Source organism: Pseudomonas sp. MCal1, from assembly GCF_026341415.1.
In the GTDB taxonomy this organism is placed as follows: Bacteria; Pseudomonadota; Gammaproteobacteria; order Pseudomonadales; family Pseudomonadaceae; genus Aquipseudomonas.
On sequence record NZ_JAKUMP010000001.1, the window covers coordinates 63,370 to 89,663 of the forward strand.

24 protein-coding genes are annotated in these 26,294 nt (G+C 61.1%); 13 read left to right on the plus strand and 11 right to left on the minus strand.

Annotated elements, in window-relative coordinates; all coding sequences use genetic code 11:
• Window positions 1–7 precede the first annotated feature (7 nt).
• From MKZ87_RS00315 to MKZ87_RS00325, 3 genes are all read right to left on the minus strand, one after another.
• Complete coding sequence (locus MKZ87_RS00315; RefSeq protein ID WP_266200046.1) at window positions 8–1,075, minus strand: phosphotransferase family protein; 1,068 nt, start codon at window positions 1,073–1,075, stop codon at window positions 8–10.
• Window positions 1,076–1,292: 217 nt separating this feature from the next.
• Complete coding sequence (locus MKZ87_RS00320) at window positions 1,293–2,261, minus strand: 2-hydroxyacid dehydrogenase (protein ID WP_266200047.1); 969 nt, start codon at window positions 2,259–2,261, stop codon at window positions 1,293–1,295.
• A 169-nt stretch (window positions 2,262–2,430) separates the two neighbouring features.
• Window positions 2,431–2,814 carry a tautomerase family protein gene (locus MKZ87_RS00325; RefSeq protein WP_085698180.1) on the minus strand — a complete coding sequence of 128 codons (384 nt, stop codon included), beginning with the start codon at window positions 2,812–2,814 and terminating at the stop codon, window positions 2,431–2,433.
• 271 nt (window positions 2,815–3,085) lie between these two features.
• On the opposite strand from MKZ87_RS00325, the gene MKZ87_RS00330 reads away from it, so the two are divergent.
• The 3 genes from MKZ87_RS00330 (at window position 3,086) to MKZ87_RS00340 (ending at window position 5,037) form a co-directional block, all read left to right on the plus strand.
• Window positions 3,086–3,280 (plus strand): hypothetical protein, encoded by a 195-nt coding sequence (locus MKZ87_RS00330; RefSeq protein WP_085705034.1) that lies wholly within the window; start codon window positions 3,086–3,088, stop codon window positions 3,278–3,280.
• A gap of 50 nt (window positions 3,281–3,330) precedes the next feature.
• On the plus strand, window positions 3,331–3,501 hold the full coding sequence (locus tag MKZ87_RS00335) for a hypothetical protein (RefSeq protein ID WP_170929732.1): 171 nt from the start codon (window positions 3,331–3,333) through the stop codon (window positions 3,499–3,501).
• A gap of 255 nt (window positions 3,502–3,756) precedes the next feature.
• On the plus strand, window positions 3,757–5,037 hold the full coding sequence (locus MKZ87_RS00340; protein ID WP_085698182.1) for an HAAAP family serine/threonine permease: 1,281 nt from the start codon (window positions 3,757–3,759) through the stop codon (window positions 5,035–5,037).
• A 290-nt stretch (window positions 5,038–5,327) separates the two neighbouring features.
• Here MKZ87_RS00340 and acnB read toward each other — a convergent pair whose 3' ends face one another.
• The gene (gene acnB, locus MKZ87_RS00345) at window positions 5,328–7,937 is read right to left on the minus strand and encodes a bifunctional aconitate hydratase 2/2-methylisocitrate dehydratase (RefSeq protein WP_085705030.1); all 2,610 of its coding nucleotides are present in this window, start codon (window positions 7,935–7,937) and stop codon (window positions 5,328–5,330) included.
• A 468-nt stretch (window positions 7,938–8,405) separates the two neighbouring features.
• Between acnB and MKZ87_RS00350 the strand changes: the two genes are divergently transcribed.
• Window positions 8,406–8,876 (plus strand): DUF1289 domain-containing protein, encoded by a 471-nt coding sequence (locus MKZ87_RS00350; protein WP_085610662.1) that lies wholly within the window; start codon window positions 8,406–8,408, stop codon window positions 8,874–8,876.
• Window positions 8,877–9,001: 125 nt separating this feature from the next.
• Here MKZ87_RS00350 and MKZ87_RS00355 read toward each other — a convergent pair whose 3' ends face one another.
• Window positions 9,002–9,865 carry a universal stress protein gene (locus tag MKZ87_RS00355; protein WP_266200048.1) on the minus strand — a complete coding sequence of 288 codons (864 nt, stop codon included), beginning with the start codon at window positions 9,863–9,865 and terminating at the stop codon, window positions 9,002–9,004.
• Window positions 9,866–10,024: 159 nt separating this feature from the next.
• On the opposite strand from MKZ87_RS00355, the gene MKZ87_RS00360 reads away from it, so the two are divergent.
• The 3 genes from MKZ87_RS00360 to MKZ87_RS00370 all read left to right on the plus strand — a co-directional run bounded on the left by MKZ87_RS00360 (window position 10,025) and on the right by MKZ87_RS00370 (window position 12,768).
• Window positions 10,025–10,633, plus strand: coding sequence for a tRNA-(ms[2]io[6]A)-hydroxylase (locus tag MKZ87_RS00360; protein ID WP_266200049.1), 609 nt, complete (start codon window positions 10,025–10,027; stop codon window positions 10,631–10,633).
• 140 nt (window positions 10,634–10,773) lie between these two features.
• A complete protein-coding gene (locus tag MKZ87_RS00365) occupies window positions 10,774–11,481 on the plus strand; it encodes a winged helix-turn-helix domain-containing protein (protein ID WP_085698186.1) in 708 nt (235 codons plus the stop codon).
• Window positions 11,482–12,768 carry an ATP-binding protein gene (locus tag MKZ87_RS00370; RefSeq protein WP_085698187.1) on the plus strand — a complete coding sequence of 429 codons (1,287 nt, stop codon included), beginning with the start codon at window positions 11,482–11,484 and terminating at the stop codon, window positions 12,766–12,768. It begins immediately after the preceding gene.
• A gap of 46 nt (window positions 12,769–12,814) precedes the next feature.
• Here the strand turns inward: MKZ87_RS00370 and MKZ87_RS00375 are convergent, their stop codons facing one another.
• Window positions 12,815–13,714, minus strand: coding sequence for a bestrophin family protein (locus MKZ87_RS00375; RefSeq protein WP_266200050.1), 900 nt, complete (start codon window positions 13,712–13,714; stop codon window positions 12,815–12,817).
• A 29-nt stretch (window positions 13,715–13,743) separates the two neighbouring features.
• Entirely contained in the window at window positions 13,744–14,742 is a 999-nt protein-coding gene (gene moaA / locus MKZ87_RS00380; protein WP_266200051.1) for a GTP 3',8-cyclase MoaA, read from the minus strand.
• Between the two features lie 356 nt (window positions 14,743–15,098).
• Between moaA and MKZ87_RS00385 the strand changes: the two genes are divergently transcribed.
• From MKZ87_RS00385 to MKZ87_RS00400, 4 genes are all read left to right on the plus strand, one after another.
• Window positions 15,099–17,423 carry an FdhF/YdeP family oxidoreductase gene (locus tag MKZ87_RS00385; RefSeq protein ID WP_085698190.1) on the plus strand — a complete coding sequence of 775 codons (2,325 nt, stop codon included), beginning with the start codon at window positions 15,099–15,101 and terminating at the stop codon, window positions 17,421–17,423.
• Between the two features lie 109 nt (window positions 17,424–17,532).
• Entirely contained in the window at window positions 17,533–18,948 is a 1,416-nt protein-coding gene (locus MKZ87_RS00390; protein WP_085698346.1) for a cytochrome ubiquinol oxidase subunit I, read from the plus strand.
• A 17-nt stretch (window positions 18,949–18,965) separates the two neighbouring features.
• Entirely contained in the window at window positions 18,966–19,982 is a 1,017-nt protein-coding gene (gene cydB, locus MKZ87_RS00395) for a cytochrome d ubiquinol oxidase subunit II (protein WP_266200052.1), read from the plus strand.
• Window positions 19,969–20,124 carry a DUF2474 domain-containing protein gene (locus tag MKZ87_RS00400; RefSeq protein WP_085698192.1) on the plus strand — a complete coding sequence of 52 codons (156 nt, stop codon included), beginning with the start codon at window positions 19,969–19,971 and terminating at the stop codon, window positions 20,122–20,124. Before cydB ends, MKZ87_RS00400 begins: the two co-directional genes overlap by 14 nt.
• 80 nt (window positions 20,125–20,204) lie before the next feature.
• Here MKZ87_RS00400 and MKZ87_RS00405 read toward each other — a convergent pair whose 3' ends face one another.
• On the minus strand, window positions 20,205–21,056 hold the full coding sequence (locus tag MKZ87_RS00405) for a CAP domain-containing protein (protein ID WP_085698193.1): 852 nt from the start codon (window positions 21,054–21,056) through the stop codon (window positions 20,205–20,207).
• 200 nt (window positions 21,057–21,256) lie between these two features.
• Here MKZ87_RS00405 and MKZ87_RS00410 point away from each other — a divergent pair, with 200 nt between their 5' ends.
• On the plus strand, window positions 21,257–21,877 hold the full coding sequence (locus MKZ87_RS00410; protein WP_266200053.1) for a cell wall hydrolase: 621 nt from the start codon (window positions 21,257–21,259) through the stop codon (window positions 21,875–21,877).
• Here MKZ87_RS00410 and MKZ87_RS00415 read toward each other — a convergent pair.
• Window positions 21,874–22,761 (minus strand): LysR family transcriptional regulator, encoded by an 888-nt coding sequence (locus tag MKZ87_RS00415; RefSeq protein ID WP_266200054.1) that lies wholly within the window; start codon window positions 22,759–22,761, stop codon window positions 21,874–21,876. The genes MKZ87_RS00410 and MKZ87_RS00415 overlap by 4 nt on opposite strands.
• 103 nt (window positions 22,762–22,864) lie before the next feature.
• On the opposite strand from MKZ87_RS00415, the gene MKZ87_RS00420 reads away from it, so the two are divergent.
• Window positions 22,865–24,265, plus strand: coding sequence for an MFS transporter (locus MKZ87_RS00420; RefSeq protein ID WP_266200055.1), 1,401 nt, complete (start codon window positions 22,865–22,867; stop codon window positions 24,263–24,265).
• Here the strand turns inward: MKZ87_RS00420 and MKZ87_RS00425 are convergent.
• Window positions 24,210–25,625, minus strand: coding sequence for a heavy metal sensor histidine kinase (locus MKZ87_RS00425; RefSeq protein WP_085705009.1), 1,416 nt, complete (start codon window positions 25,623–25,625; stop codon window positions 24,210–24,212). The two genes, MKZ87_RS00420 and MKZ87_RS00425, sit on opposite strands and share 56 nt — an antisense overlap.
• On the minus strand, window positions 25,622–26,293 hold the full coding sequence (locus MKZ87_RS00430) for a heavy metal response regulator transcription factor (RefSeq protein ID WP_085698198.1): 672 nt from the start codon (window positions 26,291–26,293) through the stop codon (window positions 25,622–25,624). The genes MKZ87_RS00425 and MKZ87_RS00430 overlap by 4 nt, the downstream gene beginning before the upstream one ends.
• Between the last annotated feature and the right edge of the window lies 1 nt (window position 26,294).

Below are 26,294 nucleotides of genomic sequence, written 5' to 3' on the forward strand. Positions count from 1 at the left end.
GCCGTCATCAGAGGCTGGATTTGGCAATGACCTGCAGGCTCATCTGCTCCAGCAGTTTGTTCATGTGAATGAACTGCGCGAAGCGTTTGTCCTGGGTCTGGCCATGGAAGAAGCGGTAGTAGATCTGCTGCACGATGCCGGCCAGGCGGAACAGGCCGTAGGTGTAGTAGAAGTCGAAATTATTGATCTGGATGCCCGAGCGTTCGGCGTAGTAGTCGACGAATTCGCGGCGGGTGAGCATGCCCGGTGCGTGGCTTGGCTGGCGGCGCATCAGTTGCACCGGCGCCGGGTCGTCGGCCTGGATCCAGTAGGCGAGGGTGTTGCCCAGGTCCATCAGCGGATCGCCGAGGGTGGTCAGCTCCCAGTCCAGCACGCCGATGATCTGCATCGGGTTGTTCGGGTCGAGGATGACGTTGTCGAAGCGGTAGTCGTTGTGCACGATGCTGGAGGTCGGGTGGTCGGCCGGCATTTTGTCGTTGAGCCAGGCTTTGACCTGTTCCCAGTGCGGTGCGTCCGGGGTCAGGGCTTTTTCGTAGCGCTCGCTCCAGCCCTTGATCTGGCGGGCGACATAGCCTTCAGGCTTACCGAGGTCGCCGAGGCCGCAGGCGTTGTAATCGACCCGGTGCAGCTCGACGAAACGGTCGATGAAGCTCTTGCACAGGGCTTCGGTTTTGGCTGAGTCCAGGCCCAGTTCCGGCGGCAGGTCGGAGCGCAGGATGATCCCCTTGACCCGTTCCATCACGTAGAACTCGGCGCCGATCACCGAATCGTCGGTGCAGTGCACGTAGGCTTTCGGGCAATACGGGAAGCCGTCGCGCAACTGGTTGAGAATGCGGAATTCGCGGCCCATGTCGTGGGCGGACTTGGCCTTGTGGCCGAACGGTGGACGGCGCAGGACGAACTCCTGGTCCGGGTATTCAAGCAGGTAGGTCAGGTTCGACGCGCCGCCGGGAAACTGGCTGATCCGGGGCGTGCCGGTCAGGCCCGGAATGTGCGCCTTGAGGTACGGATCGATCAGGCTGGCATCGAGTTCTTCGCCAGAGCGGATACGGGTGGACTGGTCAGTAAGCGCCATGCTTATCCCTTCTGCTTATTTTGGAGGCCAGACATCATTGGCTAATCTAATGGCGCGCTCGGGTCGTCACAAGCGCGGCTCGGTCTTATAGGTTAGCGTGTTGGACGGTAATCAACTTTGGAAATGGACGTGGCGTGCCGCAGCCCGACGCCGGCACGTCCGGGATGATTTCGGCAGACGCCGAAGCCCGGCGTCTGTGGACTCTGCCCGGCGTGCTTTAGTGCACGCGCTGGTTGTTCAGCTTTGGCGGCAACTGGAGCGGTGTCAGCACCGGTTGGCCGGAGAAGAACGCCACCAGATTCTTGCCCACCAGCTCAACGGTGCCCTGGGTGGCTTCCGGTGACAGCCCGGCGACGTGCGGGGTCAGAAGTACATTGCTCAGGCTCTTCAGCGCATCGGGCACTTGCGGCTCGTGATCGAACACATCCAGCGCTGCGCCGGCGATTCGACGCTGTTCCAGCGCGCTGATCAGGTCGGCGGTGGCGATCACGCTGGCGCGGGCAATGTTGACGATAAAGCCGTTGGGCCCCAAGGCATCGAGCACCGGACGGGTCACCAGATGCTGGCTGCCGATGCCGCCAGGCGTGGCGACCACCAGAAAGTCCGAGGCCCGGGCCAGTTCGGTCGGGGTCGAGCAGAACGCGTAAGGCACGTCGCTGCGCACCTGACGGTTGTGGTAGCTGATCTCCATGTCAAAGCCCAGACCGGCGCGCTTGGCAATCGCCATCCCCACCGCGCCCAGGCCGAGAATTCCCAGGCGCTTGCCGGCCAGCGACGGGCGCATGATTTTCGGCCACTCGCCCCGACGTACTGCCGCATCGCAGCGCGGAATGTCCCGCACCAGCGCCAACAGCATGGCCATGGCGTGGTCGGCCACCGATGACGCGTTGACGCCGGCGCCGTTGGTCACGATCAGCCCACGGTCACTGGCGGCTTGCAGATCGACCTGCTCGTAACCGGCGCCGATCACGCAGATGATTTTCAGCGCGGGCAATGCGGCGATTTCTTCCGCGTACAAACCCAGCGGGCCACGGGTCAGCACCGCGTCGATCCGTGCCCCGTGAGTGGCGATGGCTTGCGCGCGTTCGGCAGGAGTCGGCGCGAGAATCAGGTGAAATCCCTGACGTTCGAGAATCGGCAAATAGTCATTGATGGTTTCAACCAGTACCAGAACGGTGGCGGGCATTGCTCGGCTCCTGTGATCGTCGGTCTTCGGGCGCAAAAGTCGATTCAGAGTGCTGATTCCAGAGCGGTTTGGCAACGGCTGGCGCGGCCCCGCATCAGGCAGTGTAGGAGCTGATACAGGGATCGCGCGGGTGCTTCGTCAGGTGATGTCGGCGCTGGTGGTCACAGGATCAGGTCACGTACTGGGCGATGCCGTTGCCGAACGACCAGTTCTCTTTTTTCACTTCCACCAGGTTGATGAACACGTCCTCCTGACGCACGGCCAGTTGCTGATTCAGATTGCGCGCGATGGTCTGGAACAACCGTTGTTTCATCTCCACGGTGCGGCCTTCGCTGATGGTCAACTGGATGAACACGATGCCGTCGCTGCGCTGGATCCCCAGGTATTGCGTGTCATAGACGAAATGTTGGTCGTCGTGCTCGGCCAGCACCTGGAAATTGTCGTGTTCCGGCACATTGATCTCGCTGCGCAGGGCGGCGTAGATCACTTCGCCAATGCGTTTGGCGAACGTCGGATCCGGGTTTTTCTTGATGTCGACGCGAACGAGGGGCATGGGAAGGCTCCATAGGCGAGGGGACTGGACGGGGATGTCAGTCGATTCGCCATTGGGTATAGCTGAAAAATGCCGGTCGATGAGGTTGTTTAAAAACGTTAGGAAATGGACGCGCCGTCCTGCGGGATTTACGGATGTTGCCTACGGTATCCGGCGGAATCGTCCGCTATACCGTGGGATTGGAAACGCGGAAACATACAGGGGCAACGCGGGATGCTCTCAGGATGGAGCGGCAGCCTGTGCGGGAATTGCCATCAGCCAAGGAAGGCCAATGCTTCAGAACGATCGTGAAAGTCTGGAGCTCGACAGGCTAATGAATGAATCACGCAAGCTGAGGGCTGAAAGGCAAAAGCTTTTGGCGGAGGTAAAGAAACTCAACAGGGAGACTAATCTGTACCCGCTCGCGGTATTGGGAGCGGTGGTAACCGCAATCACCGCAGTAGCAGGTGTCTATTTCAAGTTTTGAGCATGTGTGCGTCACACAGTCAGCCCCATGACCCCAAAAAGGACATCTACATGAGCACGTTCGACCGTAAAGCGATAATGGAAGAAGCAGATCGAGAGCACGAGGAGTGGGTCGAGAAAATGCGAATCCAGGATAAAAACGATATGTACCCAGTCTGGGGCATGCTGGGTTTCGGCATTTTTTGCATGTCCCTCGGCTTCATGTTGGGCCGATCGATTTGATCGGGTTTTGCCCTGTCACATCCGGCACCGAAACATGCCATAAAACGACATGTAGCGTATCCGTTGCCGACATGTTTTTTCCCAAAAGCGACAGGTCTTCGATCTGCTCCGCACAACCATTCCTCAGCTAAGTCTTTGCTTCTGCTCATTTATCGCGGAGAATCGCGCCCCTGTTTCGGCCGGGGCATGTCTGTCGGTTTTTTCCGACGCGTCCCGACCGAGTGGCAAGTGACCGGAATGCGGAGATCCGACCGGATGAATGATCAGGCCAATAGCGTCGAACAACGCTTTGAAGCGGCAGCACCAGCTGAACTGTCGAGCTGGAATCGCCATGACACTACCTGGATGTTGGGACTGTTTGGGACGGCCATCGGCGCCGGTACCCTGTTTTTGCCGATCAACGCAGGTCTGGGTGGTTTCTGGCCGCTGGTGATCCTCGCGCTGCTGGCCTTCCCGATGACGTTCTACGCACACCGCGGTCTGACCCGCTTCGTGCTTTCCGGTCGCGAAGGTGCCGACATCACGGACGTGGTGGAACAGCATTTCGGCATCAAGGCCGGTGCACTGATCACTCTGCTGTACTTCTTCGCGATCTTCCCGATCCTGCTGATCTACAGCGTCGGCCTGACCAACACGGTCGCCAGTTTCCTTGAACACCAATTGCACATCACGCCGCCACCACGCGCGGTGTTGTCGTTCGTGCTGATCCTCGGCCTGCTGGCCGTGGTGCGCTGCGGCGAGCAAGTGATCGTCAAGGCCATGAGCCTGATGGTGTATCCGTTCATCGTCGCGCTGCTGTTCCTGGCGGTGTACCTGATTCCGCACTGGAACGGCGGCATCCTGACCACCGCCTCGCAAGTGCCGGCACCGTCGGCGCTGCTGCACACGCTGTGGCTGGCGATTCCGGTGATGGTGTTCTCGTTCAACCACTCGCCGATCATCTCGGCGTTTGCGGTGGATCAGAAGCGTCGTTACGGCGTTCACGCCGACGAGCGCAGCTCGCAGATCCTGTCTCGCGCCCACCTGTTGATGGTGCTGATGGTGCTGTTCTTCGTGTTCAGCTGCGTACTGACCCTGTCGCCGGAACAACTGGCGCAAGCCAAGGCGCAGAACCTGTCGATCCTGTCGTACCTGGCCAACCACTTCAGCAACCCGACCATCGCGTTCGCCGCGCCGCTGATTGCGTTCGTGGCGATCTCCAAGTCGTTCCTCGGCCACTACATCGGAGCCAGCGAAGGCCTGAAGGGCTTGATCGTCAAAAGCGGCAAGCGTCCAGGTGCCAAGGCTCTGGATCGCATCGTGGCGGCGTTCATGCTGGTGGTGTGCTGGATCGTGGCGACCCTGAATCCGAGCATCCTCGGCATGATTGAAACCATCGGTGGCCCGGTCATCGCGGCGATCCTGTTCCTGATGCCGATGTACGCGATCCGCAAAGTGCCGGCGATGGCGCGTTATCGTGGGCAGATGTCGAACGTGTTTGTCACCGCAGTGGGTCTGGTGGCGATTTCGGCGTTGATCTATTCGCTGACTGCTTGAGGTTCAGCAGCAAGGTGGAATTTGACCTTGTGAAACAGAAAGGCCGACCTGCATCGCAGGTCGGCCTTTTTTGTGCCTGTATGGTTTGTAATTGATCGTTCCCACGTCGAGGCGTCGAACCGTCTGCGTGGGAATACCTCTTGTGACGCTCTGCGTCACGGTTCAGGACGCAGAGCGTCCTTGGCTGCATTCCCACGCGGAGCGAGGGAACGATCAGCACCAGCCGTCAGCAGGCATAAAAAAACGCCGCTCATCTCGCGATGGGCGGCGTTTTTCATTGCGTTGCAGCGTCAGGCTTGAACGACAGGGATCTTGGCGTTCGCAGCAGCTTCACGGAACTCGGCAATCTGGTCGAAGGACAGGTAGCGGTAAACGTCGGCCGCCATGCTGTCGATCTTGCCAGCGTATTCCATGTACTCCTCGACGGTCGGCAGGCGACCCAGGATCGAAGCAACGGACGCCAGCTCAGCCGAAGCCAGGTAGACGTTCGCGCCGTCGCCCAGACGGTTCGGGAAGTTACGGGTCGACGTCGACACCACGGTGCTGTTCGGCTCAACGCGTGCCTGGTTACCCATGCACAGCGAGCAGCCTGGCATTTCCATGCGGGCGCCGGCCTTGCCGTAGATGCCGTAGTAGCCTTCTTCGGTCAGCTGGTGAGCGTCCATCTTGGTCGGCGGCGACAGCCACAGACGGGTTGGCAGCTGACCCTTGACCTGATCCAGCAGCTTGCCGGCAGCGCGGAAGTGACCGATGTTGGTCATGCACGAACCGATGAACACTTCGTCGATCTTCTCGCCAGCAACGCTGGACAGCAGACGGGCGTCGTCCGGGTCGTTCGGCGCGCACAGTACAGGCTCGTTGATGTCGGCCAGATCGATTTCGATGACTTCGGCGTATTCGGCGTCGGCATCGGCTTCCATCAGTTGCGGGTTGGCGATCCAGGCTTCCATCGCTTGAGCACGACGTTCCAGGGTACGCGCATCGCCGTAGCCTTCGCCGATCATCCAGCGCAGCAGGGTGACGTTGGACTGCAGGTACTCGGTGATCGACTCTTTCGACAGCTTGATGGTGCAACCGGCAGCCGAACGTTCGGCCGAGGCGTCGGACAGTTCGAACGCCTGCTCCAGGGTCAGACCTTCCAGGCCTTCGATTTCCAGGATGCGGCCGGAGAAGGCGTTTTTCTTGCCTTTCTTCTCGACGGTCAGCAGACCGTTCTGGATGGCGAAGTAAGGAATGGCATGAACCAGGTCACGCAGGGTGATGCCAGGTTTCATTTTGCCTTTGAAACGCACCAGGATCGATTCCGGCATGTCCAGCGGCATGACGCCGGTGGCGGCGGCGAACGCGACCAGACCGGAACCGGCCGGGAACGAGATGCCCATCGGGAAACGGGTGTGCGAGTCGCCACCGGTACCGACGGTGTCCGGCAGCAGCATGCGGTTCAGCCACGAGTGGATGATGCCGTCGCCCGGACGCAGGGAAACACCGCCGCGGGTCATGATGAAGTCAGGCAGGGTGTGGTGGGTAGTCACGTCGATCGGCTTTGGATAAGCCGCGGTGTGGCAGAAGGACTGCATCACCAGATCAGCGGAGAAGCCCAGGCACGCCAGGTCTTTCAGTTCGTCACGGGTCATCGGACCGGTGGTGTCCTGAGAACCTACGGTGGTCATCTTCGGTTCGCAGTAGGTGCCAGGACGGATGCCTTTGCCTTCTGCCAGACCGCAGGCCTTGCCGACCATTTTCTGCGCCAGGGTGTAACCCTTGGTGCTTTCGGCCGGTGCTTCAGGTTTCTTGAACAGGTCGAATGCTGGCAGGCCCAGCTCGGCGCGAGCCTTCTCGGTCAGGCCACGGCCGATGATCAGCGGGATACGGCCGCCGGCGCGGACTTCGTCCAGCAGGACCGGGGTCTTCATTTCGAAGGTGGTGATGACTTCGTCGGTACCGTGCTTGCAGACTTTGCCAGCGTGCGGGTACAGGTCGATCACGTCGCCCATGTTCATGTTCGACACGTCGAACTCGATTGGCAGTGCGCCGGCATCTTCCATGGTGTTGTAGAAGATCGGAGCGATTTTGCTGCCGAAGCAGAAACCGCCAGCGCGCTTGTTCGGCACGTAAGGGATGTCGTCGCCGAAGAACCACAGAACCGAGTTGGTCGCCGATTTACGCGAGGAGCCGGTACCGACCACGTCACCGACGTAGGCGATAGGGAAGCCCTGGCCGCGCATTTCTTCGATCTGCTTCATCGGGCCGGTCTTGCCTTGCTCGTCCGGAACGATGCCGTCACGGGCCATTTTCAGCATGGCCAGAGCGTGCAGCGGGATGTCTGGACGCGACCAGGCGTCAGGAGCAGGGGACAGGTCGTCGGTGTTGGTTTCGCCGGTCACCTTGAAGACGCGCAGGCTGATCTTGTCGGCCAGCACAGGGCGCTTCTTGAACCACTCGCCGTCAGCCCAGGATTGCAGCACGGCCTTGGCGTGAACGTTGCCGTTCTTGGCTTTTTCAGCCACGTCGTGGAAGGCATCGAACATCAGCAGGGTGTGCTTGAGTTCTTGGGCGGCCACTGGCGCCAGTTCGGCGTTGTCCAGCAGTTCAACCAGAGTCACGATGTTGTAGCCGCCCTGCATGGTGCCGAGCAGTTCTACAGCGCGCTTTTTGTCCAGCAGAGGGGAGGAGACTTCGCCCTTGGCCAGTGCGGAGAGGAAACCGGCCTTGACGTAGGCGGCTTCGTCCACTCCTGGTGGTACGCGATTGGTGATCAGGTCAACGAGGAAAGCTTCTTCGCCAGCCGGAGGATTCTTCAGCAGCTCGACCAGGCCTGCAGTTTGTTCGGCGTTAAGCGGCTGGGGAACGATACCCAGGGCTGCACGCTCTTCGATATGTTTGCGGTAGGCTTCAAGCACAGTTATTACCCTCATCAGTGGTCCCAAATGGGTGTCCGGGACGCTCATCCCGAAATTGCCGTACTCATGCTCCTCACGACGTTGTGGGTCGTTCGGCCAGAATTACCGGCAATTCCTTACAGAAGCTGCTTTCAAAGTTTTACGCCTGCAGAACGGGGAGCTGATGAGGGTTGGCGTACGGCTTTTCCCCGCTGGAAAAACCTTACGCCAACACCGCTCTGAAGGAACGACTGTGCTCGTGACGCTTTGAAAACAGCTTCTAACGGACATTGGCGCCTAAAAAGGCTGGCTGATTCTACGGCAAAAAAAATTTAAAGGTAAGTCGCGCTCTATTGGACTTTGGTGGCGTTGTGCGCCATCGGGCCAAACCCCGATCCAGCGCTTGCCCCTGACGTTTGAGGGGTGATGAATGGCGGACAAAGGGCTAACATGCCGACCTGTTCCGCGTTTCAAGTGTTTTGCCCATTTATGCCCAATCAGACCATCAAGACCCCCTGCGTCGGCCTCTGCTCTACCGTTTACGGTGATCTGGTGTGCCGTGGCTGCAAGCGTTTCCACCACGAAGTGATCCACTGGAACGGTTACAACGAGGAAGAAAAGCGCGCGGTCTGGCTGCGTCTCGAGCAATTGCTGTCACAAGTGATGGCCAGCAAGGTCGAGGTCTTCGATCCGGCGCGCCTGCGCCATCAGCTGGAACAGCGCAAGATCCGCTTCGTGCCGCATCAGTCGGAATATTGCTGGGCTTATCAACTGATCGCCCGGGGCGCGCGGGTGATCATTAATCTGGAAGCCTACGGGATGGTATTGCTGCCGGAGTTTCGCGACTGGAACCTGCCGGAACTGCGCGATGCCATTGATCGGGAATTTTTCCTGCTGTCGGAAGCGCACTATCAGCGCTATATCGCGCCAGGTTTTCTCAAAGACGCCCTCGGCGACTGAAGTTCAAAAGCTTCGCGAGCAAGCTGCTCCCACATTGGATTAATGTCGTTCACAAAACCACTGTGGGAGCGACGGTGCGACGATTCGACTTGCTCGCGAAGGGGCCGGTTCAGGCACCGAAGGCCTTAATGCTTGACCGCCAACTCGACCAGATGGTCTTCAACCTCCTGCGGCTTGAGCACCAGTACATCACTCTCCAGCTGATCCAGCACCTGTTCGGCCGTGTTGCCGATCAACGCCCCGGATACCCCGCTGCGCGCCACGGTGCCAATCACGGTCACCGCCGCCTGCAGCTTGTGCGCCATGAACGGAATCAGCACATCCGCCGGGCCTTCCTCGATGTGCAGGTGAGCGTCATCAATGTCGAATTCAGCCTGAAACGCCCGGCATTGCTCTCGATAGCGCGCCTCGATGCTTTCCTTGAGCTGGAAGGTCGGGTCGGCCGCCGACAGCATCGGTGACGGATGGGCGGTAATCACGTGCAGATGCCCTTTGGCCAGACTGGCGATGTCATAACCGTGGTCGATGATGGTGGTGTGCAGGTGGCGGTGTTCGCCATCGGCATTGCCTACATCGACAGCGGCCAGAATCACTCGGTCTTTCCAGGAGGCGGAGGTTTTCACCAGCAGCACCGGAGTCGGGCAGTGGCGCAGGAGTTTCCAGTCTGCCGGGGTCAGCAGGGCCTTTTTCAGCGAACTGTCGGGGAAGTGCTGTTTGATCACCAGCCCGCAGCCTTCGGCCTGCTGCACGTCGATGATGGTTTCGTGCAGGCTCTCGTTCCACGCCTGCTCGGTGGTGACGCTGTAGCCGTCCGCCAACAGCGCGGCCTTGAGCACGCTGAGCATGCCGGCGTGATCGTGCTTCTTGTCGCAGACCAGCAGGTGCAGATGGGCCTGGGTCACCCCGGCGATCAGCTTGGCGCGCTTGAGCGCCAGGCTTTCCGCGTGTTCGGGTTCGATGACCACCAGAATGCTGCGAATGGCTTGCATGAGTGAGTCTCCAGCAATGAAAAGGCACGGCGTTGCACAACTATAGTTGCTGCGCATCCGTCTGCGACTTGATGCATATCAACGCAGGCCGCTGGTGGTCTGCGGGCAGGCCGGTATAATCGGCGCCCTTCGCTCGAACACCTTTTGACCGTGAGCCCCATGATCCTTCCCGAAATCCACGAATTCCTTGGTTGCCGCACGCCTGACGCCTGGGTCCAGGCCGCGCTGGCCGATCAGGAAACCCTGCTGATCGACCACAAGAACTGCGAGTTCAAGGCCGCCAGCACCGCGTTGAGCCTGATCGCCAAGTACCATTCCCATGTCGATCTGATCAACATGATGTCGCGTCTGGCCCGGGAAGAGCTGGTGCACCACGAGCAGGTGATGCGCATCATGAAGCGGCGCAAGATCGAACTGCGTCAGCTGCATGCCGGCCGTTATGCTTCCAGCCTGCGCAAAGTGGTGCGCAGCCACGAACCGGTCAAACTGGTCGACACCCTGGTGGTCGGCGCCTTCATCGAAGCGCGCAGTTGCGAGCGTTTCGAAGCGCTGGTGCCGCATCTGGACGAAGAACTCGGCAAGTTCTACTTCGGCCTGCTGAAAAGCGAGGCCCGGCATTTCCAGGGTTACCTGAAACTGGCCTACCAGTACGGCGACGCCAGGGACATCGCTCAAGTGATCGAAAAAGTCCGCGCCGCCGAGCAGGATCTGATCGAGTCCCCGGACGAAGAATTCCGTTTCCACAGCGGCGTACCCGTCGCGGCATGAATTGTTAAAAACTCTTAAGAGTATGAAACATCAACGAAAACCGGCCCCAGAGGCCGGTTTTTGCTGCCTGGCGTAAACGACTCGCCATTGAATGCCCGCATAATGTCGCCCACTTCACAAAGCGGTTGGCGGCGGTCGTTATGGATAACCTGGGTTTTGGCAGAGTCCTGCTGGTGGAAGACGATGAGCGGCTGGCCGCACTGATCGCCCACTTTCTCGAACAACACGGCTTTGATGTGCGCACGGTGCATCGCGGCGATCTGGCCGTGGCCGCGTTTCTTGAATTCAGGCCCAAAGTCGTGGTGCTCGACCTGATGCTGCCGGGGCAGAGTGGACTGCACGTGTGCCGGGAAATCCGCAGCGTGTCGGACACGCCGATCGTCATCCTGACCGCCAAGGAAGATGACGTCGACCATATTCTGGGCCTGGAGTCTGGCGCCGATGACTATGTGATCAAACCGATCAAACCGCCTGTTCTGCTCGCACGCCTGCGGGCCCTGCAACGCCGGCAAGTACCGGAAAGCGGTGTGGTCAGCTCGCTGGAGTTCGGCAACCTGATCATCGACCGCAGTTGCCGTGAAGTGCGTCTGGCGGGCGAGCCGATCGAACTGACCACCATGGAATTCGAACTGCTTTGGTTGCTGGCCAGTGCCGCCGGCAACATCCTGTCACGCGATGACATTCTCAACCGCATGCGCGGGATCGCCTTCGATGGCCTCAATCGCAGCGTCGACGTGTACATCAGCAAGTTGCGCAACAAACTCAAGGACAACCCGCGTGAGCCGGTGTGCATCAAGACCGTGTGGGGCAAGGGTTATCTGTTCAATCCATTCGCGTGGGAGTTGTAGATGCTGCGGTTATTTCTCGGGCTGTTTCTGGTGATGACCGTCGGGCTGGTGGCGGCGCTGCAAACCGTCGAGCACACCTTCAACGCGTTGCTCGACAACCAGATGCAGGCCTACAACCGCGAGGCGGTACGCGGTCAGGCATGGTCGCTGGTCGAACACATGCGCGACCAGCAGGGCGTGGCGCGCGAGGCGCAACTGGAGGCATTGCGGCCACACTATGGGCTGACGTTGAGTCTGGTCGAGGCTGACCAGTTGAACCTCAACGATCAGGAAAAAGCCGAGCTGGCCAAGGATCTGTTGGTGATTCGCGACGATTACACCCAGTTCATCAGCAACATCGACGGTGGTTCACAGCTGCTCAGCATCAAATTGCCGCCCGAGCCGAGCCTGATGCCGTTTTATATTGCCGGGGCCTACATGATGTTGGCGGTGCTGCTCGGTATCGTTTTGTACTTCTGGGTGCGCCCGCACTGGCGCGATCTGGAAAAACTGCGACTGGCCGCCGAGCGCTTCGGCGACAACGACCTCTCGGTACGGATCCAGCTGTCCAAACGCTCGAACATCCGCGACCTGGCCGGCCACTTCAACCTGATGGCGGCGCGTATCGAAGGCTTGATCGCCAATCAGCGCGAACTGACCAACGCGGTCTCCCACGAACTGCGCACGCCGATTGCCCGGTTGTCGTTCGAACTCGATCAGCTCAAGCAGCAACCGGACGCCAGCCAGAACCGCGAACTGATCGCCGACATGTACGCCGACCTTGGCGAGCTGGAGGAAATGGTCTCCGAACTGCTGACCTACGCCAGCCTCGAACGCGGAGCGACGGTAATCACTCGCGAGAATATTCAAGCGGCCAACTGGCTCGACAGCGTGGTCGGCAGTGTGGCGCTGGAAGCCGAGGCGGCCGGGGTTCAGCTGTTGATCGTTGATTGCCGGGTTGACGAAGTGCGGATCGAACCGCGCTTCATGGCGCGGGCGGTGATCAATCTGCTGCGCAACGCCATTCGTTATGCCGAGCAGCGGGTCGAGGTGTCGCTGGTGCGCGTCGGCGATCAATACGAAGTGCAGGTCAATGACGACGGACCGGGCGTGCCGCTGGCAGGTCGGGAGAAAATCTTCGAACCGTTCTCGCGCCTGGACGCCAGTCGCGACCGCCGCACGGGCGGCTTCGGCCTTGGTCTGGCGCTGGTGCGGCGAGTGTCGCAATCCCATGGCGGGCAGGTCGAGGTCGGCGATTCACCGTGGGGTGGCGCGTCGTTCCGCATGACCTGGGCGCATCTGGATTAACCAAAGGCCCTTTGAACACCCTCAATCCCACAGGATCGGAGTTCCGTCAGCTGAGTACATAGTCGACGGGCTTCAGCGCTGGCGGCAAAGGCTCCGTCCCGAGTTCCGCCAGAATATCGCGCTCGATGCTGCGCACCAGTGCATCGGTCGGCAAATCGTTTTCATCCCGGCCGAACGGGTCTTCCAGCTCATCGGCAATCGCATCCAGGCCGAAGAAGGTGTAGCTGACAATCGCCGTGAACAGCGGCGTCAGCCAGCCCAGTGGTTCGGCCATGGCGAACGGCAGCAGGATGCAGAACAGGTAAATCGTGCGGTGCAGCAGCAAGGTGTAGGGGAAGGGCAGCGGCGTGTTCTTGATCCGCTCGCACACCGCCTGCGCCTGGGTCAGGCTGGTCAGGTGATTGGCCAGCAGCATGTAGCGCCATTCGCTGAGATCGCCTGCTTGATGCAAATCGGAACATTGCTGGCCGACGGTTTGCAGGATGCGTCCGCTGTAGTCCGGCACCTGCGCATCGTGTTGCGGCGTGATCCATTCGGCACTGGCGGCAGCTTCGTTTTCCCGGCGCAGCCGAGCATTCAAGGCGTGGGCAAAACCGCAGAGGTTGAGCAACAGCAAGCGGCGTTGCGCCGACTCGCGGATCACATGGGTTTCGCGAATCACCGAGCGCACATGCACGATCACCTCGCCCCAGGCCTTGCGCGCTTCGTACCAGCGGTCGTAACAGGCGTTGTTGCGAAAGTTCATGAAGATCGACAGCGACAGACCGAGCAAGGTAAATGGCGTGGCGTTGACCTTGGTGAAGTTGCTCGGGTGGAGCATTTCCACCAGCACGATGGCCGACGCCAGCAGCGTGACCATCAGGGTGCGCAGGGCGATGCGCTTGGCGATCGAGCCTTTGAGGGTGAAGAGAATGGCGAATTGATTGACCTTGGGTCGGATGATCATGCGGCTCTCTGCCTTGAAAACGTGGCGGATCAGCCGCCGGTCATGTTCATGAAACGCACCACTTGCACGTCGTCGTTCACTTCAAAGTTGTGCCGATAAGGTTTGAGCTTCATCGCTTCGATGATGGCTTTCTCCAGCCGTTGCGGTTGACCCGGATGGGCCCGCAGCACCGCTTTCAAGTCCACCGAATGCTCGTTCCCCAGACACAGTAGCAAACGCCCCTCGACGGTCAGCCGCACCCGGTTGCAAGTGCCGCAGAAGTTGTGGCTGTGGGGCGAGATGAACCCCAGCCGGATGTGCGGCGCTTCGGCCAGCCGCCAGTAGCGCGACGGGCCCTGGGTCGACTCGGCGGAGTCGATCAGGGTGTAACGCTCGGCGATCTTTTCACGCACCTGGGTGCTGGAAAAGAACGACTCGGCACGGCTGTGTTCGCTGATGATGCCCAGCGGCATTTCCTCGATGAAGGAAATGTCCAGATCCCGCTCGATGGCGAACTGCACCAGGTCGTTGATCTCGTGATCGTTACGGCCCTGCATCACCACGCAGTTGAGTTTAGTGCGGGTAAAACCGGCGGCGCGCGCGGCGTCGATGCCGTCGATCACCTGGGCCAGGTCGCCGGTTCGGGTCATCTGCTTGAAGCGTTCGGCATCGAGGCTGTCGAGGCTGACGTTGAGGCGTTTGACCCCGGCGTCGAACAGCGGACTGGCGAGTTTGCCGAGCTGCGAACCGTTGGTGGTCAGGCACAGTTCGCGCAGGCCGGGCAGGGCGGCGATCTGCTTGCACAAACCGACGACGCCGGGACGAATCAGCGGCTCGCCCCCGGTCAGGCGAATCTTGCGGGTGCCCAACGTGACAAAGCTCTGCGCCAGTTGATAGATCTCCTCCAGCGTCAGCACCCGTTGGCGCGGCAGAAATTGCATGTCTTCAGCCATGCAGTACACGCAGCGAAAGTCGCAGCGGTCGGTGACGGACATGCGCAGGTAGTCGACGCGGCGGTTGTAACCATCGATCAAGACGCGCTCTGACATGACAGCCTCGCTTGGGTGAAATCCGCTATTGAAGGAATTGGGTCGGTGCAGGTTATGAGCAACTTGAGACAACGTCCAATCACTCTTAATGACCGGCCGATTGATACTGTCGATGATGAAATAATTCTTCCGGCTTTATCGCTCCATGTTTTTACAAGTGACTGTATTTAAAGGGTTTAAAGCCGTGATAGATGCTTTCGATAACGCGGTCATTAATAGCGATTAGACAAGTTTTTGCAGCGGTTTCTATCCTTGGCCCCGTCAAACGAAACGACCGCTTTTTTAACTTTAAGTCAGTCGTCGCTGTTTAAACCCGATCAGGTTTTTGCCTGTGTGCATCGTCATGGAGAAGTCCCATGTCACAAGTCGACCGTTACAAACCCTACAAGGGCGCCGCTGCGGGTTGGGGTGCTGTGATCAGCCTCACCAGGAACTGGCTGGGCAGTGAAAACGCCCTGAAAAACATCCGCGCCATGCTCAAGACCAACCAGAACGGCGGCTTTGACTGCCCCGGTTGCGCCTGGGGTGAAGCACCCGGCGCGAGCATGCTGAAGTTCTGCGAGAACGGCGCCAAAGCGGTGAACTGGGAAGCCACCGGCCGCCTGGTCGATCCGGCGTTCTTCAACAAGTACACAGTTTCGACCCTGGCCGAGCAAAGCGATTACTGGCTCGAGTATCAGGGGCGGATCACCCATCCGATGCGCTACGACGCGCGGGTCGACCGCTATGTGGAAACTACCTGGGACGACGCTTTCGCGCTGATCGCCAAACACCTCAAAGGCCTGAAATCGCCCCACGAGGCCGAGTTCTACACCTCGGGACGTGCCAGCAACGAAGCAGCGTTTCTCTACCAGTTGTTCGTCCGCGCCTACGGCACCAACAACTTCCCGGACTGCTCGAACATGTGCCACGAAGCCAGTGCGGTAAGCATGGGCGAGAGCCTGGGTGTCGGCAAAGGCACGGTGGTCTATGACGACCTGCACCACGCCGACGCGATTTTCGTGATCGGCCAGAACCCCGGCACCAACCACCCGCGCATGCTCGAACCGCTGCGTGAAGCGGTGAAGCGTGGCGCGCAAGTGGTGTGCATCAACCCGCTCAAGGAGCGAGGGCTGGAGCGTTTCCAGAACCCGCAAAACCCGATCGAAATGCTCAGCAACGGCTGGGAAGCGACCAATACTGCGTACTTCCGTCCAGCCTTGGGCGGCGACATGGCGATGATTCGCGGCATGGCCAAATTCCTGCTGGAGTGGGAGCGTGAAGCCCAGGCCACCGGCGGCGAACCGGTCTTCGATCACGCGTTCATTGCCGAACACACGTCGGGTCTCGACAGTTATCTGGCCGAAGTCGATGCCACCCGTTGGGAGCACATCGTCGAGCAATCCGGCGTGCCGCTGCATGACATCGAACTGGCCGCGCGCATGTATGCCCGCGCCAGGAGCGTGATCATGTGTTGGGCCATGGGCCTGACCCAGCACGTGCACTCGGTGCCGACCCTGCAGGAAGTCATCAATCTGCAACTGCTGCGCGGCAACGTCGGCCGTCCGGGCGCCGGGCTGTCGCCGGTGCGTGGCCACAGTAATGTGCAGGGCGACCGCACGATGGGCATCAACGAACTGGCCCCGACCGAACTGATGGACGCCCTGGAAAAACGCTTCAACTTCAAGGTGCCGCGCATGCACGGCCACAACACGGTGATGGCGATTGGTGCCATGGAACGTGGCGAAGCCAAGGTGTTTATCGGTCTGGGCGGCAATTTCGCCCAAGCCACGCCGGACACTCCGCGCACCCACGCGGCGATGCGCAAACTCGACCTGAGCGTGCACATCTCAACCAAGCTCAACCGCAGCCATCTGGTGACCGGGCGTGACGCGCTGATCCTGCCGTGCCTCGGCCGCACCGACATCGACCTCCAGGCCGAGGGCCCGCAAGGCGTGACGGTGGAAGACACCTTCAGCATGGTGCACTTGTCGTTTGGTCAGTTGAAACCGAAGTCAGCGCACCTGAAATCCGAGCCGGCGATCATTGCCGGGATCGCCGCCGCCACCTTGGGCAAGCATCCGATCGACTGGGAATGGGCAGTGGGCGACTACGGTCGCATCCGCAACCTGATCGCGGACGTGATTCCGGGCTTCGAAAATTTCAACGAGAAGTTGTTGATCCCCGGTGGTTTCCACCTTGGCAACAACGCGTCCGACCGGGTCTGGAAAACCGAAACCGGCAAGGCCCAGTTCACCCCGTGCGTGCTGCCGGAGCATCTGATCAGCGAAGGTGTGCGCAACCTGCCGGTCAAACCGCATCTAATTCTGCAAACCATGCGGTCCCACGATCAGTACAACACCACGCTGTACGGCCTCGACGACCGTTATCGCGGGGTCTACGGCATGCGCGACGTGGTGTTCGCCAACGAGCAGGACATCCGCCGGCTCGGTTTCGAACCGGGGCAAAAGGTCGATCTGGTAGCGCTGTGGGGCGATGAACGCGAGCGTCGGGTCAGCGGTTTCACATTGATCGCCTACGACATTCCAGCGGGTCAGGCTGCCGCGTACTACCCGGAAACCAACCCGCTGGTGCCGCTGGAAAGCTACGGTGATCGCACCTATACACCGACCTCCAAGTTCGTGGCGATCCGTCTCGAAGCCGCCGAGGCGAGCAACCTGATCCCGTCGTCGGTGGCGTAGCCGACCCACGCGATCCAACCCTTCTGCTTTTTGACTGGCTGCAGGCGTTCGCGCCTGGCGGTGGCCCGGCCGTGTGCTGCCGCTTTTCAGCCTGGATGAGGACATCATCATGTTCAACCTGGAGGCACTGGACCTGGCGCGAATTCAATTCGCGTTCACGGTTTCGTTCCACATCATTTTCCCGGCGATCACCATTGGCCTGGCGAGTTTCCTCGCGGTGCTTGAAGGCCTGTGGCTGAAAACCCGTAACGACACTTACCGCGATCTCTACCATTTCTGGTCGAAGATCTTCGCCGTCAACTTCGGCATGGGCGTGGTCTCCGGTCTGGTCATGGCGTACCAGTTCGGTACCAACTGGAGCGGGTTCTCTGATTTTGCCGGCAGCGTCACCGGGCCGTTGCTGACCTATGAGGTGCTGACCGCGTTCTTCCTCGAGGCCGGGTTCCTCGGGGTGATGCTGTTCGGCTGGAATCGCGTCGGCCGTGGCTTGCACTTCTTCGCCACGGTGATGGTCGCCATCGGTACGCTGATTTCGACCTTCTGGATTCTCGCCTCCAACAGCTGGATGCAGACTCCGCAAGGTTTCGAAATCGTCGACGGCCGGGTGATGCCGGTCGACTGGCTGGCCATCGTGTTCAACCCGTCGTTCCCGTTCCGGCTGGCGCACATGGCGATTGCCGCGTTCGTTGCCACGGCGTTCTTCGTCGGCGCTTCGGCAGCCTGGCATTTGCTGCGCGGCAACGACAGCAAACCGGTGCGCAAGATGTTTTCCATGGCGTTGTGGATGGCGCTTATCGTCGCGCCGATTCAAGCGGTGGTCGGTGACGCCCATGGATTGAACACGCTGGAGCACCAACCGGCAAAAATCGCCGCCATCGAGGGCCACTGGGAAAACGCTGACAACGAGCCGACCCCGCTGTTGTTGTTCGGCATCCCGGACATGCAGGCGGAGAAAACCAAGTACGCGATCGAGATTCCGTACCTCGGCAGCCTGATCCTCACCCACAGCCTCGACAAGCAGATCCCGGCGCTCAAGAGCTTCCCGAAAGAAGACCGGCCGAACTCGACCGTGATCTTCTGGAGCTTCCGCGTGATGGCAGGGCTGGGCATGTTGATGATTCTGGTCGGTGTGCTGGGCCTGGCGCTGCGGCGCAACGGCAAGGTCTACCGGCATCGCGGCTTCCAGCGGCTGGTGCTGCTGATGGGGCCGAGCGGTCTGATCGCGCTGCTGGCGGGCTGGATCACCACCGAAGTCGGGCGGCAGCCGTGGGTGGTGTATGGCCTGATGCGCACTCATGACGCCGCGTCCCACCACTCGGTAGCGCAGATGAGCACCTCGCTGGCGCTGTTCGTTGTCATCTACTGCTCGGTGTTCACCGTGGGCATCGGCTACATGATGAAACTGGTGAGCAAAGGCCCGCAGCCGCACCACGAACACCCGCCTGAGGGCACTCAGGTCCAGACCCCGCGCCGGCCACTTTCGGCGGTCACCGACAACCTCGAATCCGCGACCCGGATCCACTGAAAAAGGAGCGTTGAGTCATGGGTATCCAAGGTATCGATCTCTCGTTGATCTGGGGCGTGATCATTGCCTTCGGGGTGATGATGTACGTGATCATGGACGGCTTCGATCTGGGCCTCGGGATCCTGTTCCCGATGATCAGCGACGAGCAGGAACGCGACGTGATGATGAACACCGTCGCACCGGTGTGGGACGGCAATGAAACCTGGCTGGTGCTCGGCGGCGCGGCGTTGTACGGCGCGTTTCCGCTGGCTTACGGGGTGATTCTGGAGGCGCTGTATCTGCCGCTGATCTTCATGCTCGCGGGTTTGATTTTCCGCGGTGTGGCGTTCGAGTTTCGCTTCAAGGCACCGGCTGAAAAACGTCATCTGTGGGACCGGGCATTCATTGGCGGTTCGCTGTTGGCGACGTTCTCCCAAGGCGTGGTGATTGGCGCGTATGTGGCGGGAATTCCGGTCGTGGATCGGCAGTTTGCCGGTGGCGGTCTCGACTGGCTGGCGCCGTTCCCGCTGGTCTGCGGTGTCGGTCTGGTGGTCGCATATGCCTTGCTCGGCAGCACCTGGCTGCTGGTCAAGACCGAAGGCATGCTGGAGTCGCGGATGCGTCACTACAGCCGTCCGCTGGCGTGGCTGTTGCTGGCGATGGTGGTGGTGATCGGCGCGTGGACGCTGCAACTGCACCCGGAACTGGCCACTCGCTGGTTCAATCATGCGCACCTGACCGTGTTCGCCGGGCTGGTGGTGCTGGCGGTACTGGCGCTGTTCGGGCTGTTGCGTTCGCTACGGCAGCGACACACCCACTGGCCGTTCGTGTTCACCCTGGTGCTGATGTTCCTCGGTTACATCGGGCTGGCGCTGAGCATCTGGCCGAACATTATTCCGCCGTCGGTCAGCCTGTGGGCGGCGGCCTCACCGGCCACCAGTCAGCTGTTCGCCCTGATCGGCGCGCTGTTCATCCTGCCGGTGATCCTGATGTACACCTTCTGGAGCTACTACGTGTTCCGCGGCAAAGTGAGGATTGGCGATGGCTATCATTGATTCGCGTGAGGTGAAATCCAGCCCCTGGTACAAGCGCCTGGGCTGGCTGCTGCTGATCTGGTTTGGCAGCGTGGTATCGCTGGCGGTAGTGGCGAGTCTGTTGAAACTGGCGATGTATGCGGCGGGGATGAGGACTCACTGAGCATAAAAACCGGAGCCTGGCTCCGGTTTTTTATTGCCCAAATCTGAGTCCACCACTGAGTCCTGTGGTGGTTTTAATATTTACTCGCCACCAAACATCGCGGTCCAGTAAATGCCGGCGCTGCTCTTCGGATCGACTGCGTAAGCAGCACCCATTTCGCGGTACTGCGGGTTCATCAGGTTGGCGCAATGGCCGGGGCTGGCGAGCCAGCCGGCAACGACTTTCTGCACCGTGTCCTGCCCGGCGGCGATGTTCTCGCCGACCTGCTGGCCGCTGTAGCCGGCCAGTTCGGCGCGGTCGCCGGGAGTGCCGCCGTTGCGGTCCTTGTGGTCGAAATAATTGTTGTTGGCCATCTCGCGGCTGTGTTCCTGGGCGACGCCGCCGAGCACGGCATTCCATGCCAGCGGCGCAGTCGCTGCGAATGCCTGACCGCCGCACTGGCGCGGTTGGGCGCGGGCGGCGTTGAGTTGTTCGAGAAGTTTCTGGCCTTCAGCCTGACCGTCGCCGAGGCGGGCAGACAGCAGTGGCCGGGCCAGAGTGATGCGCCAGTCACGGTCGGCGCGGCTGACGCCGATATCGACGAACTGCGGATCCAGCACCACCTGACAGAAGCTCTCCTGAATCGCCTTCATCGCCGACGCCGCATCCCGTGGCCCGTTCAGGGTGATCGCCTGCACGTTGACCATCGGGTAGCGAGCGCTGGACATCGCCTGCTGCAAATCCACTACGCCGCTTGCCGGCAGAATCAGGCGCGGATCGGCCGACAGTGGCGGCAATTCGCTGGACGCCTGGCTGCCACAACGCTGCGGCTGGCTGCGGTAGCTGTTGATCGATTCGATCAATTGCGACTCGTCGGCGGCCATGGCCGAAGTGGCCAACGCCAGGCCCACGGACAACGCGGCGAGTCGCAGAACGGATGGCATGAAGCGCATGGAAATCTCCCTTGGGCTGAGTGCGCACATCATGCGCGAAAGGGCCCCGGTTCGTGCAATGTCTTTTTCTTCATCGCGCGGAATTTTCTACCGAACGATTCCGTGCAATTTGCCGTCTACACTCTGCGAAGACCCCGCAAACCGGGCGTCTCAACCACGTAACAGTTTGCCCGCGACGGGCGCTTTCGGAAGAATCGATCATGCGATTGAACGGGTTGCTTTGCTGTCTTGCGTTGACCCTCCTGAGCGGCGCGGCACTGGCCACTGATCAGGCGCCGATCAAGGAAAAGGCCGAAGCGAAAGCCGAGGTACTGGAAGAGAAGGCCGCCGACAAACCCGACGCGCCCCCGGCACCCAAATCCGAAGCCATCACCCCGACCGAGGCTCAGGCGGTCGACCCCGCCGGAGCCGCACCGCTGGACGACCCGATCACCTGTCTGGCACGCAGCATCTATTGGGAAGCCAAGGGCAAGGACAATGCCGACATGGAAGGCGTGGCGAGCGTGGTGATGAATCGCCTCGGGCATGACGGCTTTCCAGGCACGGTGTGCGAGGTGGTCAAGCAGGGCTCGGAAAGCAAGAGTTGCCAGTTCTCCTGGTGGTGCGACGGGCGTCCGGATCAGGTCAAGGAAGATGCCGAGTATGCGCTGGCCAAGGAAATCGCCGGCAAGGCCCTGAACCGTCAGCTCACCGACCGCACCCACGGCGCGCTGTATTTCCACGATCGCAACGTTCATCCGGGCTGGGCCAAGGAATACATCAGGACCGCCGAGACCAGGAAATTCCTGTTTTATAAACCCAATGGCGGGGATGCGCGTTAGGCGCAGACTTCGCGCACACAATTGCGCAGCCAGCGGTGCGCCGGGTCGGCGTCCATGCGCGGATGCCAGAGCATCGACACGCTGATGTCCGGCATCCGGAATGGCAGGGCGAAACTGTGCAGGCCCGTTCGCAGTTTGCTGGTGTGACGTTCCGGGACGGTGGCGATCAGGTCTGATTCACGGACCAGCGTCAGCGCCGCTGAAAACCCGCCGAACGAGGTGACGATATCCCGCGTCAGGCCGAAAGCGAGCAATGCTTCGTCCACCGGGCCGCCGCTGCGCCCGCGTCGCGACACCAGAATGTGCTGGCCTGCGGCAAAACGTCTGGCGCTGACCTTGCCGATGCTCAACGGATGCCCCTCACGCACCACACCGATCCACTGATCGCGGAACAGGATCCGGCTGTGCAGCGTCGGGTCGGTGCTGTCGTCGACCACGCCGGTTTCCAGGTCCACCCGGCCTGCGCGCAATAGCGTGCTGTCCTTGTCGGCCTTTTGCACAAAGCGCAGACGCACGTTGGGTGCCTCTTCGGCGATGCGGGCGAGCAGGGCGGCGGCAAAGGTTTCGACAAAACCGTCGGTGTTGCGCAGGGTGAACGTGCGCCGCAATTGGCCGGGATCGAGCACTTCTGCCGGCCGCAAAACCGCTTCGGCTTCCTGCACCAGATAACTGACCCGGTCGCGCAGCTCCAGTGCGCGTGGGGTCGGCACCAGTCCTCGGCCGGCGCGCACCAGCAGCGGATCTCCGGTAGTTTCGCGCAGCCGGGCCAGCGCGCGGCTCATGGCTGACGGACTCAAACGCAGGCGCTCGGCGGCGCGGGCGACGCTGCCTTCGCTCAGCAACACGTCGAGGGTGATCAACAGGTTCAGATCCGGTGCATTCATGACATGGCGTTCCATGCAGGTATCAAGTGCAAAGCATGCGTCTTGCGCCTTGTATTGTCGAGGCTCAGGCTATGCCGCATGACTTCTGCCCTGTGAGCCTCCCATGCACCGAGAACCCCTGAACCCCTCAGCCCGCTGGGCGCTGACCAGTCTGGCGCTGTCGATGTTGATGCCGTCACTCGACACCAGCATCGCCAACGCCGGACTGCCCACGCTGGCGGCAGCGTTCGATGCGACCTTTCAGCAAGTGCAATGGATCGTGCTGGCCTATCTGCTGGCGGTCACCACGTTGATTGTCAGCGTCGGGCGACTGGGGGACGGCTTCGGGCGGCGACGCTTGCTGTTGATCGGTATCGGCATCTTTACCGCCGCCTCGCTGGCCTGCGCACTGGCACCGAGCCTCGCATGGCTGATCGGTGCGCGGGCGATGCAAGGCCTTGGCGCGGCGATCATGTTCGCGCTGACGGTGGCGCTGGTGGCCGATGCGGTGCCCAAGTCCCGGGCCGGCAGTGCGATGGGGTTGCTGGCCACGATGTCCGCCACCGGCACCACCCTCGGACCGTCGCTCGGTGGGCTGTTGATGGCGCATGTCGGCTGGCAGTCGATCTTCGTGATCAACGTACCGCTGGGCTTGCTCAACGCATGGTTGGTGTATCGCTATTTGCCGAAGGACCGGATCGTGCGCTCGGGAGTTGCATTTGATTATCCCGGCACCGCCGTACTGATGCTGACGCTGGCGGCCTATGCACTGGCGATGACGATTGAAGGCCTCACCCCGACGTTGCTGTTGCTCAGTCTGTCGGGCGTGGGGTTGTTCATCCTGGTCGAGAAGCGGAGCAAGGCGCCGCTGATTCACCTGTCATTGTTCACCGACACGCGAATCAGCAGCAGTCTGGCGCTGACGTTGCTGGTCACGACAGTGATGATGACCACGCTGGTGGTCGGGCCGTTTTACCTGAGCCGAGGGCTGGGTCTTTCCAGCACTCAGGTCGGTCTGGTGTTGTCGATCGGGCCGTTGCTGGCGGCGTTCAGCGGCGTACCGGCGGGGCGGCTGGTGGATCGTTTCGGGGCGCGGCGGATGGTGCCGGGTGCGTTGCTCGGAATGGCCTGTGGATGTGGTCTGTTGGCGCTGTTGCCGATGAGTTTCGGGGTGTTTGCCTATGTGCTGCCGATCACGGTGGTGGCGTTGAGTTATGCGCTGTTCCAGGCCGCCAACAACACCGGGTTGATGTCCGGGGTTGCTCAGGATCAGCGCGGCGTGGTCTCGGCCATGCTAGGACTGTCGCGCAATCTGGGCTTGATCACCGGGGCGGCAGCGATGGGCGCGGTGTTCGCCCTGGCCACGGATGATCCGACCCAGGCGCCGGCCGCGGTCATCGCGGGCGGCTTGCACATGACCTTCGGTGTGGCCACGGCGTTGATGTTCGCGGCGCTTGTCCTTGGCGCCTTCACACACTTGCGTCTCGCGTCTCCCGTGCCGGAAAGAACAGTTCAAAGCAGGTGACGCCATCAGCGCTGCTGACGCTGTAGCGGCCCTGATGCAACTGCATGATGGTCGCCACGATCGACAGGCCCAGTCCGTTGGATTGGGCCGAGCGTTCGCGGGACGGATCGACGCGGTAGAAGCGTTCGAACAGTCGCGACAGGTGTTCGGGAGCAATGGTCGCGCCCTGATTGCGCACTCGCAGATAGCTGCCGTCCGCTTCGGCGATGGCTTCGACTTGCAACGTCGAGTCCGCCGCGCCGTACTTGATCGCGTTGGCGCACAGATTGGCCAGGGCCCGACGCAGCAGCATCGGCTCGGCCCAGATCACGCCGCTGCCACGGGCCTCGATGGTGACACCGACATCGGCGGCCAGGCCTTCGAAGTAATCGGCGATGCGCTGCATCTCGTCGCAGGCGTCCAGCTCCTGACGCTGGCTCAGCGCGCTGGCCGGGTCGGTGCGGGCGAGAAACAGCATGTTGTCGAGCATCCGCGCCAGCCGTTCGAGTTCCTCGACGTTGGAGGCGAGCAACTGCTGATAGGCGTCCACGCTGCGGTTCTGTTGCAGGGCGACCTGGGTTTCTCCGAGCAGGTTGTTGATCGGCGTGCGCAGTTCGTGGGCCATGTCGGTGGAAACCTGACTGAGTTGCGCAACCCCTCGGTCGAGCCGGTCCAGCATCGCATTGAAAGACTCGATCATTGGCTGCAATTCCCGGGGCGTGCCTTGGCGGTCGAGGCGTTCGCCGAGGTTGGCGATGCCGATCCCGTGGGCATGCCGGGCAATCCGCCGCAACGGCAGCAAGCCGCGATACACCAGCAGGCAACCGACCAGCGCCAGCACAATCGCCGCCAGTGAGGCGAGGCCGTACACGCTGAGCCGGTAATTGGCGAGCATCGCCGTACGTTCGCTCATCACCTTGGCGATGAGCACCTGCAGATTGCCCTGGTCGCCGGAGTCGATACTGGCCGCCACCGCCGAGAACGGCACGCCGTTGATGCTCGGCAGATGCTGCACGTCGTTGAGCGCCATGACATGGTCGATCGGTACGGCGGGCACGCTTGGCAGTGCCAGGTCGCCGGGGTTGACCACGAACAAGGGCGGTTGCCCCGGCGCACCGATGGTCAGCAGCGCTTCGCGGTTGCCCAGCATGTTCTGGAACAGCGCCGGTTTGGTCTTGATCAGCTCGAGCGTGTTGCTGTCGTTGAGGATGGTGCGCAACTGATCGATGCGGCTGACCAACTGGATGTCGTCGCGGCGAGTCAGTTGCTCTTCGAGCTGGTTGTACAGCGCCGCGCCGAGGCCCGCCAGCGCGGCGAAGGCGAGCACCGCGAAGACCAGCGCCAGGCGTAACGTCAACGAATACGTGCCGGCGATTTTCATGGCTGGGTATCGAAGCGGTAGCCGATGCCGCGCACGCTGTGGATCAGCTTGAGCGGGAACGGATCGTCGATCTTCGCCCGCAGGCGGCGCACGGCGACATCGACCACATTGGTGTCGCTGTCGAAATTCATGTCCCATACCCGCGAGGCAATCAGCGAGCGCGACAGCACTTGCCCGGTGTGGGTGGCGAACAGTTGCAGCAAGGCGAATTCCTTGTTGGTCAGGGTGATCCGGTTGCCGGCACGGCTGACTCGGCGTTTGAGTACGTCGATCTGCAGATCGGCCACCTGCAAATGCTCTTCTTCATGGATCGGCCCGCGTCGGGTCAGGGTACGCAGGCGCGCCACCAGTTCGGCGAAGGAAAACGGCTTGATCAGGTAATCGTCAGCGCCCAGTTCCAGGCCTTTGACCCGGTCGGCGATGTCGTCGCGGGCGGTCAGGAACAGCACCGGCGTGTCGGCTTCCTTGCGCAGTCGGCGCAGGACTTCCCAGCCATCCATTTTCGGCATCATCACGTCCAGCACGATCACGTCGAAGTCGAACTCCAGCGCCAGGTGCAGACCGTCGGCGCCGTCCCGGGCCAGGCTCACGCTGTAGCCCAGTTCCTGCAGGCCGTTGAGCAAGTAATTGCCGGCCTTGGGTTCGTCTTCGACAACAAGGATATTCATC

Excerpts from the sequence above, each read along its gene's own strand:
- MKZ87_RS00315 (WP_266200046.1), bottom strand. The coding sequence starts at position 1,075 with ATGGCGCTTACTGACCAGTCCACCCGTATCCGCTCTGGCGAAGAACTC.
- MKZ87_RS00320 (WP_266200047.1), bottom strand. The coding sequence starts at position 2,261 with ATGCCCGCCACCGTTCTGGTACTGGTTGAAACCATCAATGACTATTTG.
- MKZ87_RS00325 (WP_085698180.1), bottom strand. The coding sequence starts at position 2,814 with ATGCCCCTCGTTCGCGTCGACATCAAGAAAAACCCGGATCCGACGTTC.
- MKZ87_RS00330 (WP_085705034.1), top strand. The coding sequence starts at position 3,086 with ATGCTTCAGAACGATCGTGAAAGTCTGGAGCTCGACAGGCTAATGAAT.
- MKZ87_RS00335 (WP_170929732.1), top strand. The coding sequence starts at position 3,331 with ATGAGCACGTTCGACCGTAAAGCGATAATGGAAGAAGCAGATCGAGAG.
- MKZ87_RS00340 (WP_085698182.1), top strand. The coding sequence starts at position 3,757 with ATGAATGATCAGGCCAATAGCGTCGAACAACGCTTTGAAGCGGCAGCA.
- MKZ87_RS00350 (WP_085610662.1), top strand. The coding sequence starts at position 8,406 with ATGCCCAATCAGACCATCAAGACCCCCTGCGTCGGCCTCTGCTCTACC.
- MKZ87_RS00355 (WP_266200048.1), bottom strand. The coding sequence starts at position 9,865 with ATGCAAGCCATTCGCAGCATTCTGGTGGTCATCGAACCCGAACACGCG.
- MKZ87_RS00360 (WP_266200049.1), top strand. The coding sequence starts at position 10,025 with ATGATCCTTCCCGAAATCCACGAATTCCTTGGTTGCCGCACGCCTGAC.
- MKZ87_RS00365 (WP_085698186.1), top strand. The coding sequence starts at position 10,774 with ATGGATAACCTGGGTTTTGGCAGAGTCCTGCTGGTGGAAGACGATGAG.
- MKZ87_RS00370 (WP_085698187.1), top strand. The coding sequence starts at position 11,482 with ATGCTGCGGTTATTTCTCGGGCTGTTTCTGGTGATGACCGTCGGGCTG.
- MKZ87_RS00375 (WP_266200050.1), bottom strand. The coding sequence starts at position 13,714 with ATGATCATCCGACCCAAGGTCAATCAATTCGCCATTCTCTTCACCCTC.
- moaA (WP_266200051.1), bottom strand. The coding sequence starts at position 14,742 with ATGTCAGAGCGCGTCTTGATCGATGGTTACAACCGCCGCGTCGACTAC.
- MKZ87_RS00385 (WP_085698190.1), top strand. The coding sequence starts at position 15,099 with ATGTCACAAGTCGACCGTTACAAACCCTACAAGGGCGCCGCTGCGGGT.
- MKZ87_RS00390 (WP_085698346.1), top strand. The coding sequence starts at position 17,533 with ATGTTCAACCTGGAGGCACTGGACCTGGCGCGAATTCAATTCGCGTTC.
- cydB (WP_266200052.1), top strand. The coding sequence starts at position 18,966 with ATGGGTATCCAAGGTATCGATCTCTCGTTGATCTGGGGCGTGATCATT.
- MKZ87_RS00400 (WP_085698192.1), top strand. The coding sequence starts at position 19,969 with ATGGCTATCATTGATTCGCGTGAGGTGAAATCCAGCCCCTGGTACAAG.
- MKZ87_RS00405 (WP_085698193.1), bottom strand. The coding sequence starts at position 21,056 with ATGCGCTTCATGCCATCCGTTCTGCGACTCGCCGCGTTGTCCGTGGGC.
- MKZ87_RS00410 (WP_266200053.1), top strand. The coding sequence starts at position 21,257 with ATGCGATTGAACGGGTTGCTTTGCTGTCTTGCGTTGACCCTCCTGAGC.
- MKZ87_RS00415 (WP_266200054.1), bottom strand. The coding sequence starts at position 22,761 with ATGAATGCACCGGATCTGAACCTGTTGATCACCCTCGACGTGTTGCTG.
- MKZ87_RS00420 (WP_266200055.1), top strand. The coding sequence starts at position 22,865 with ATGCACCGAGAACCCCTGAACCCCTCAGCCCGCTGGGCGCTGACCAGT.
- MKZ87_RS00425 (WP_085705009.1), bottom strand. The coding sequence starts at position 25,625 with ATGAAAATCGCCGGCACGTATTCGTTGACGTTACGCCTGGCGCTGGTC.
- MKZ87_RS00430 (WP_085698198.1), bottom strand. The coding sequence starts at position 26,293 with ATGAATATCCTTGTTGTCGAAGACGAACCCAAGGCCGGCAATTACTTG.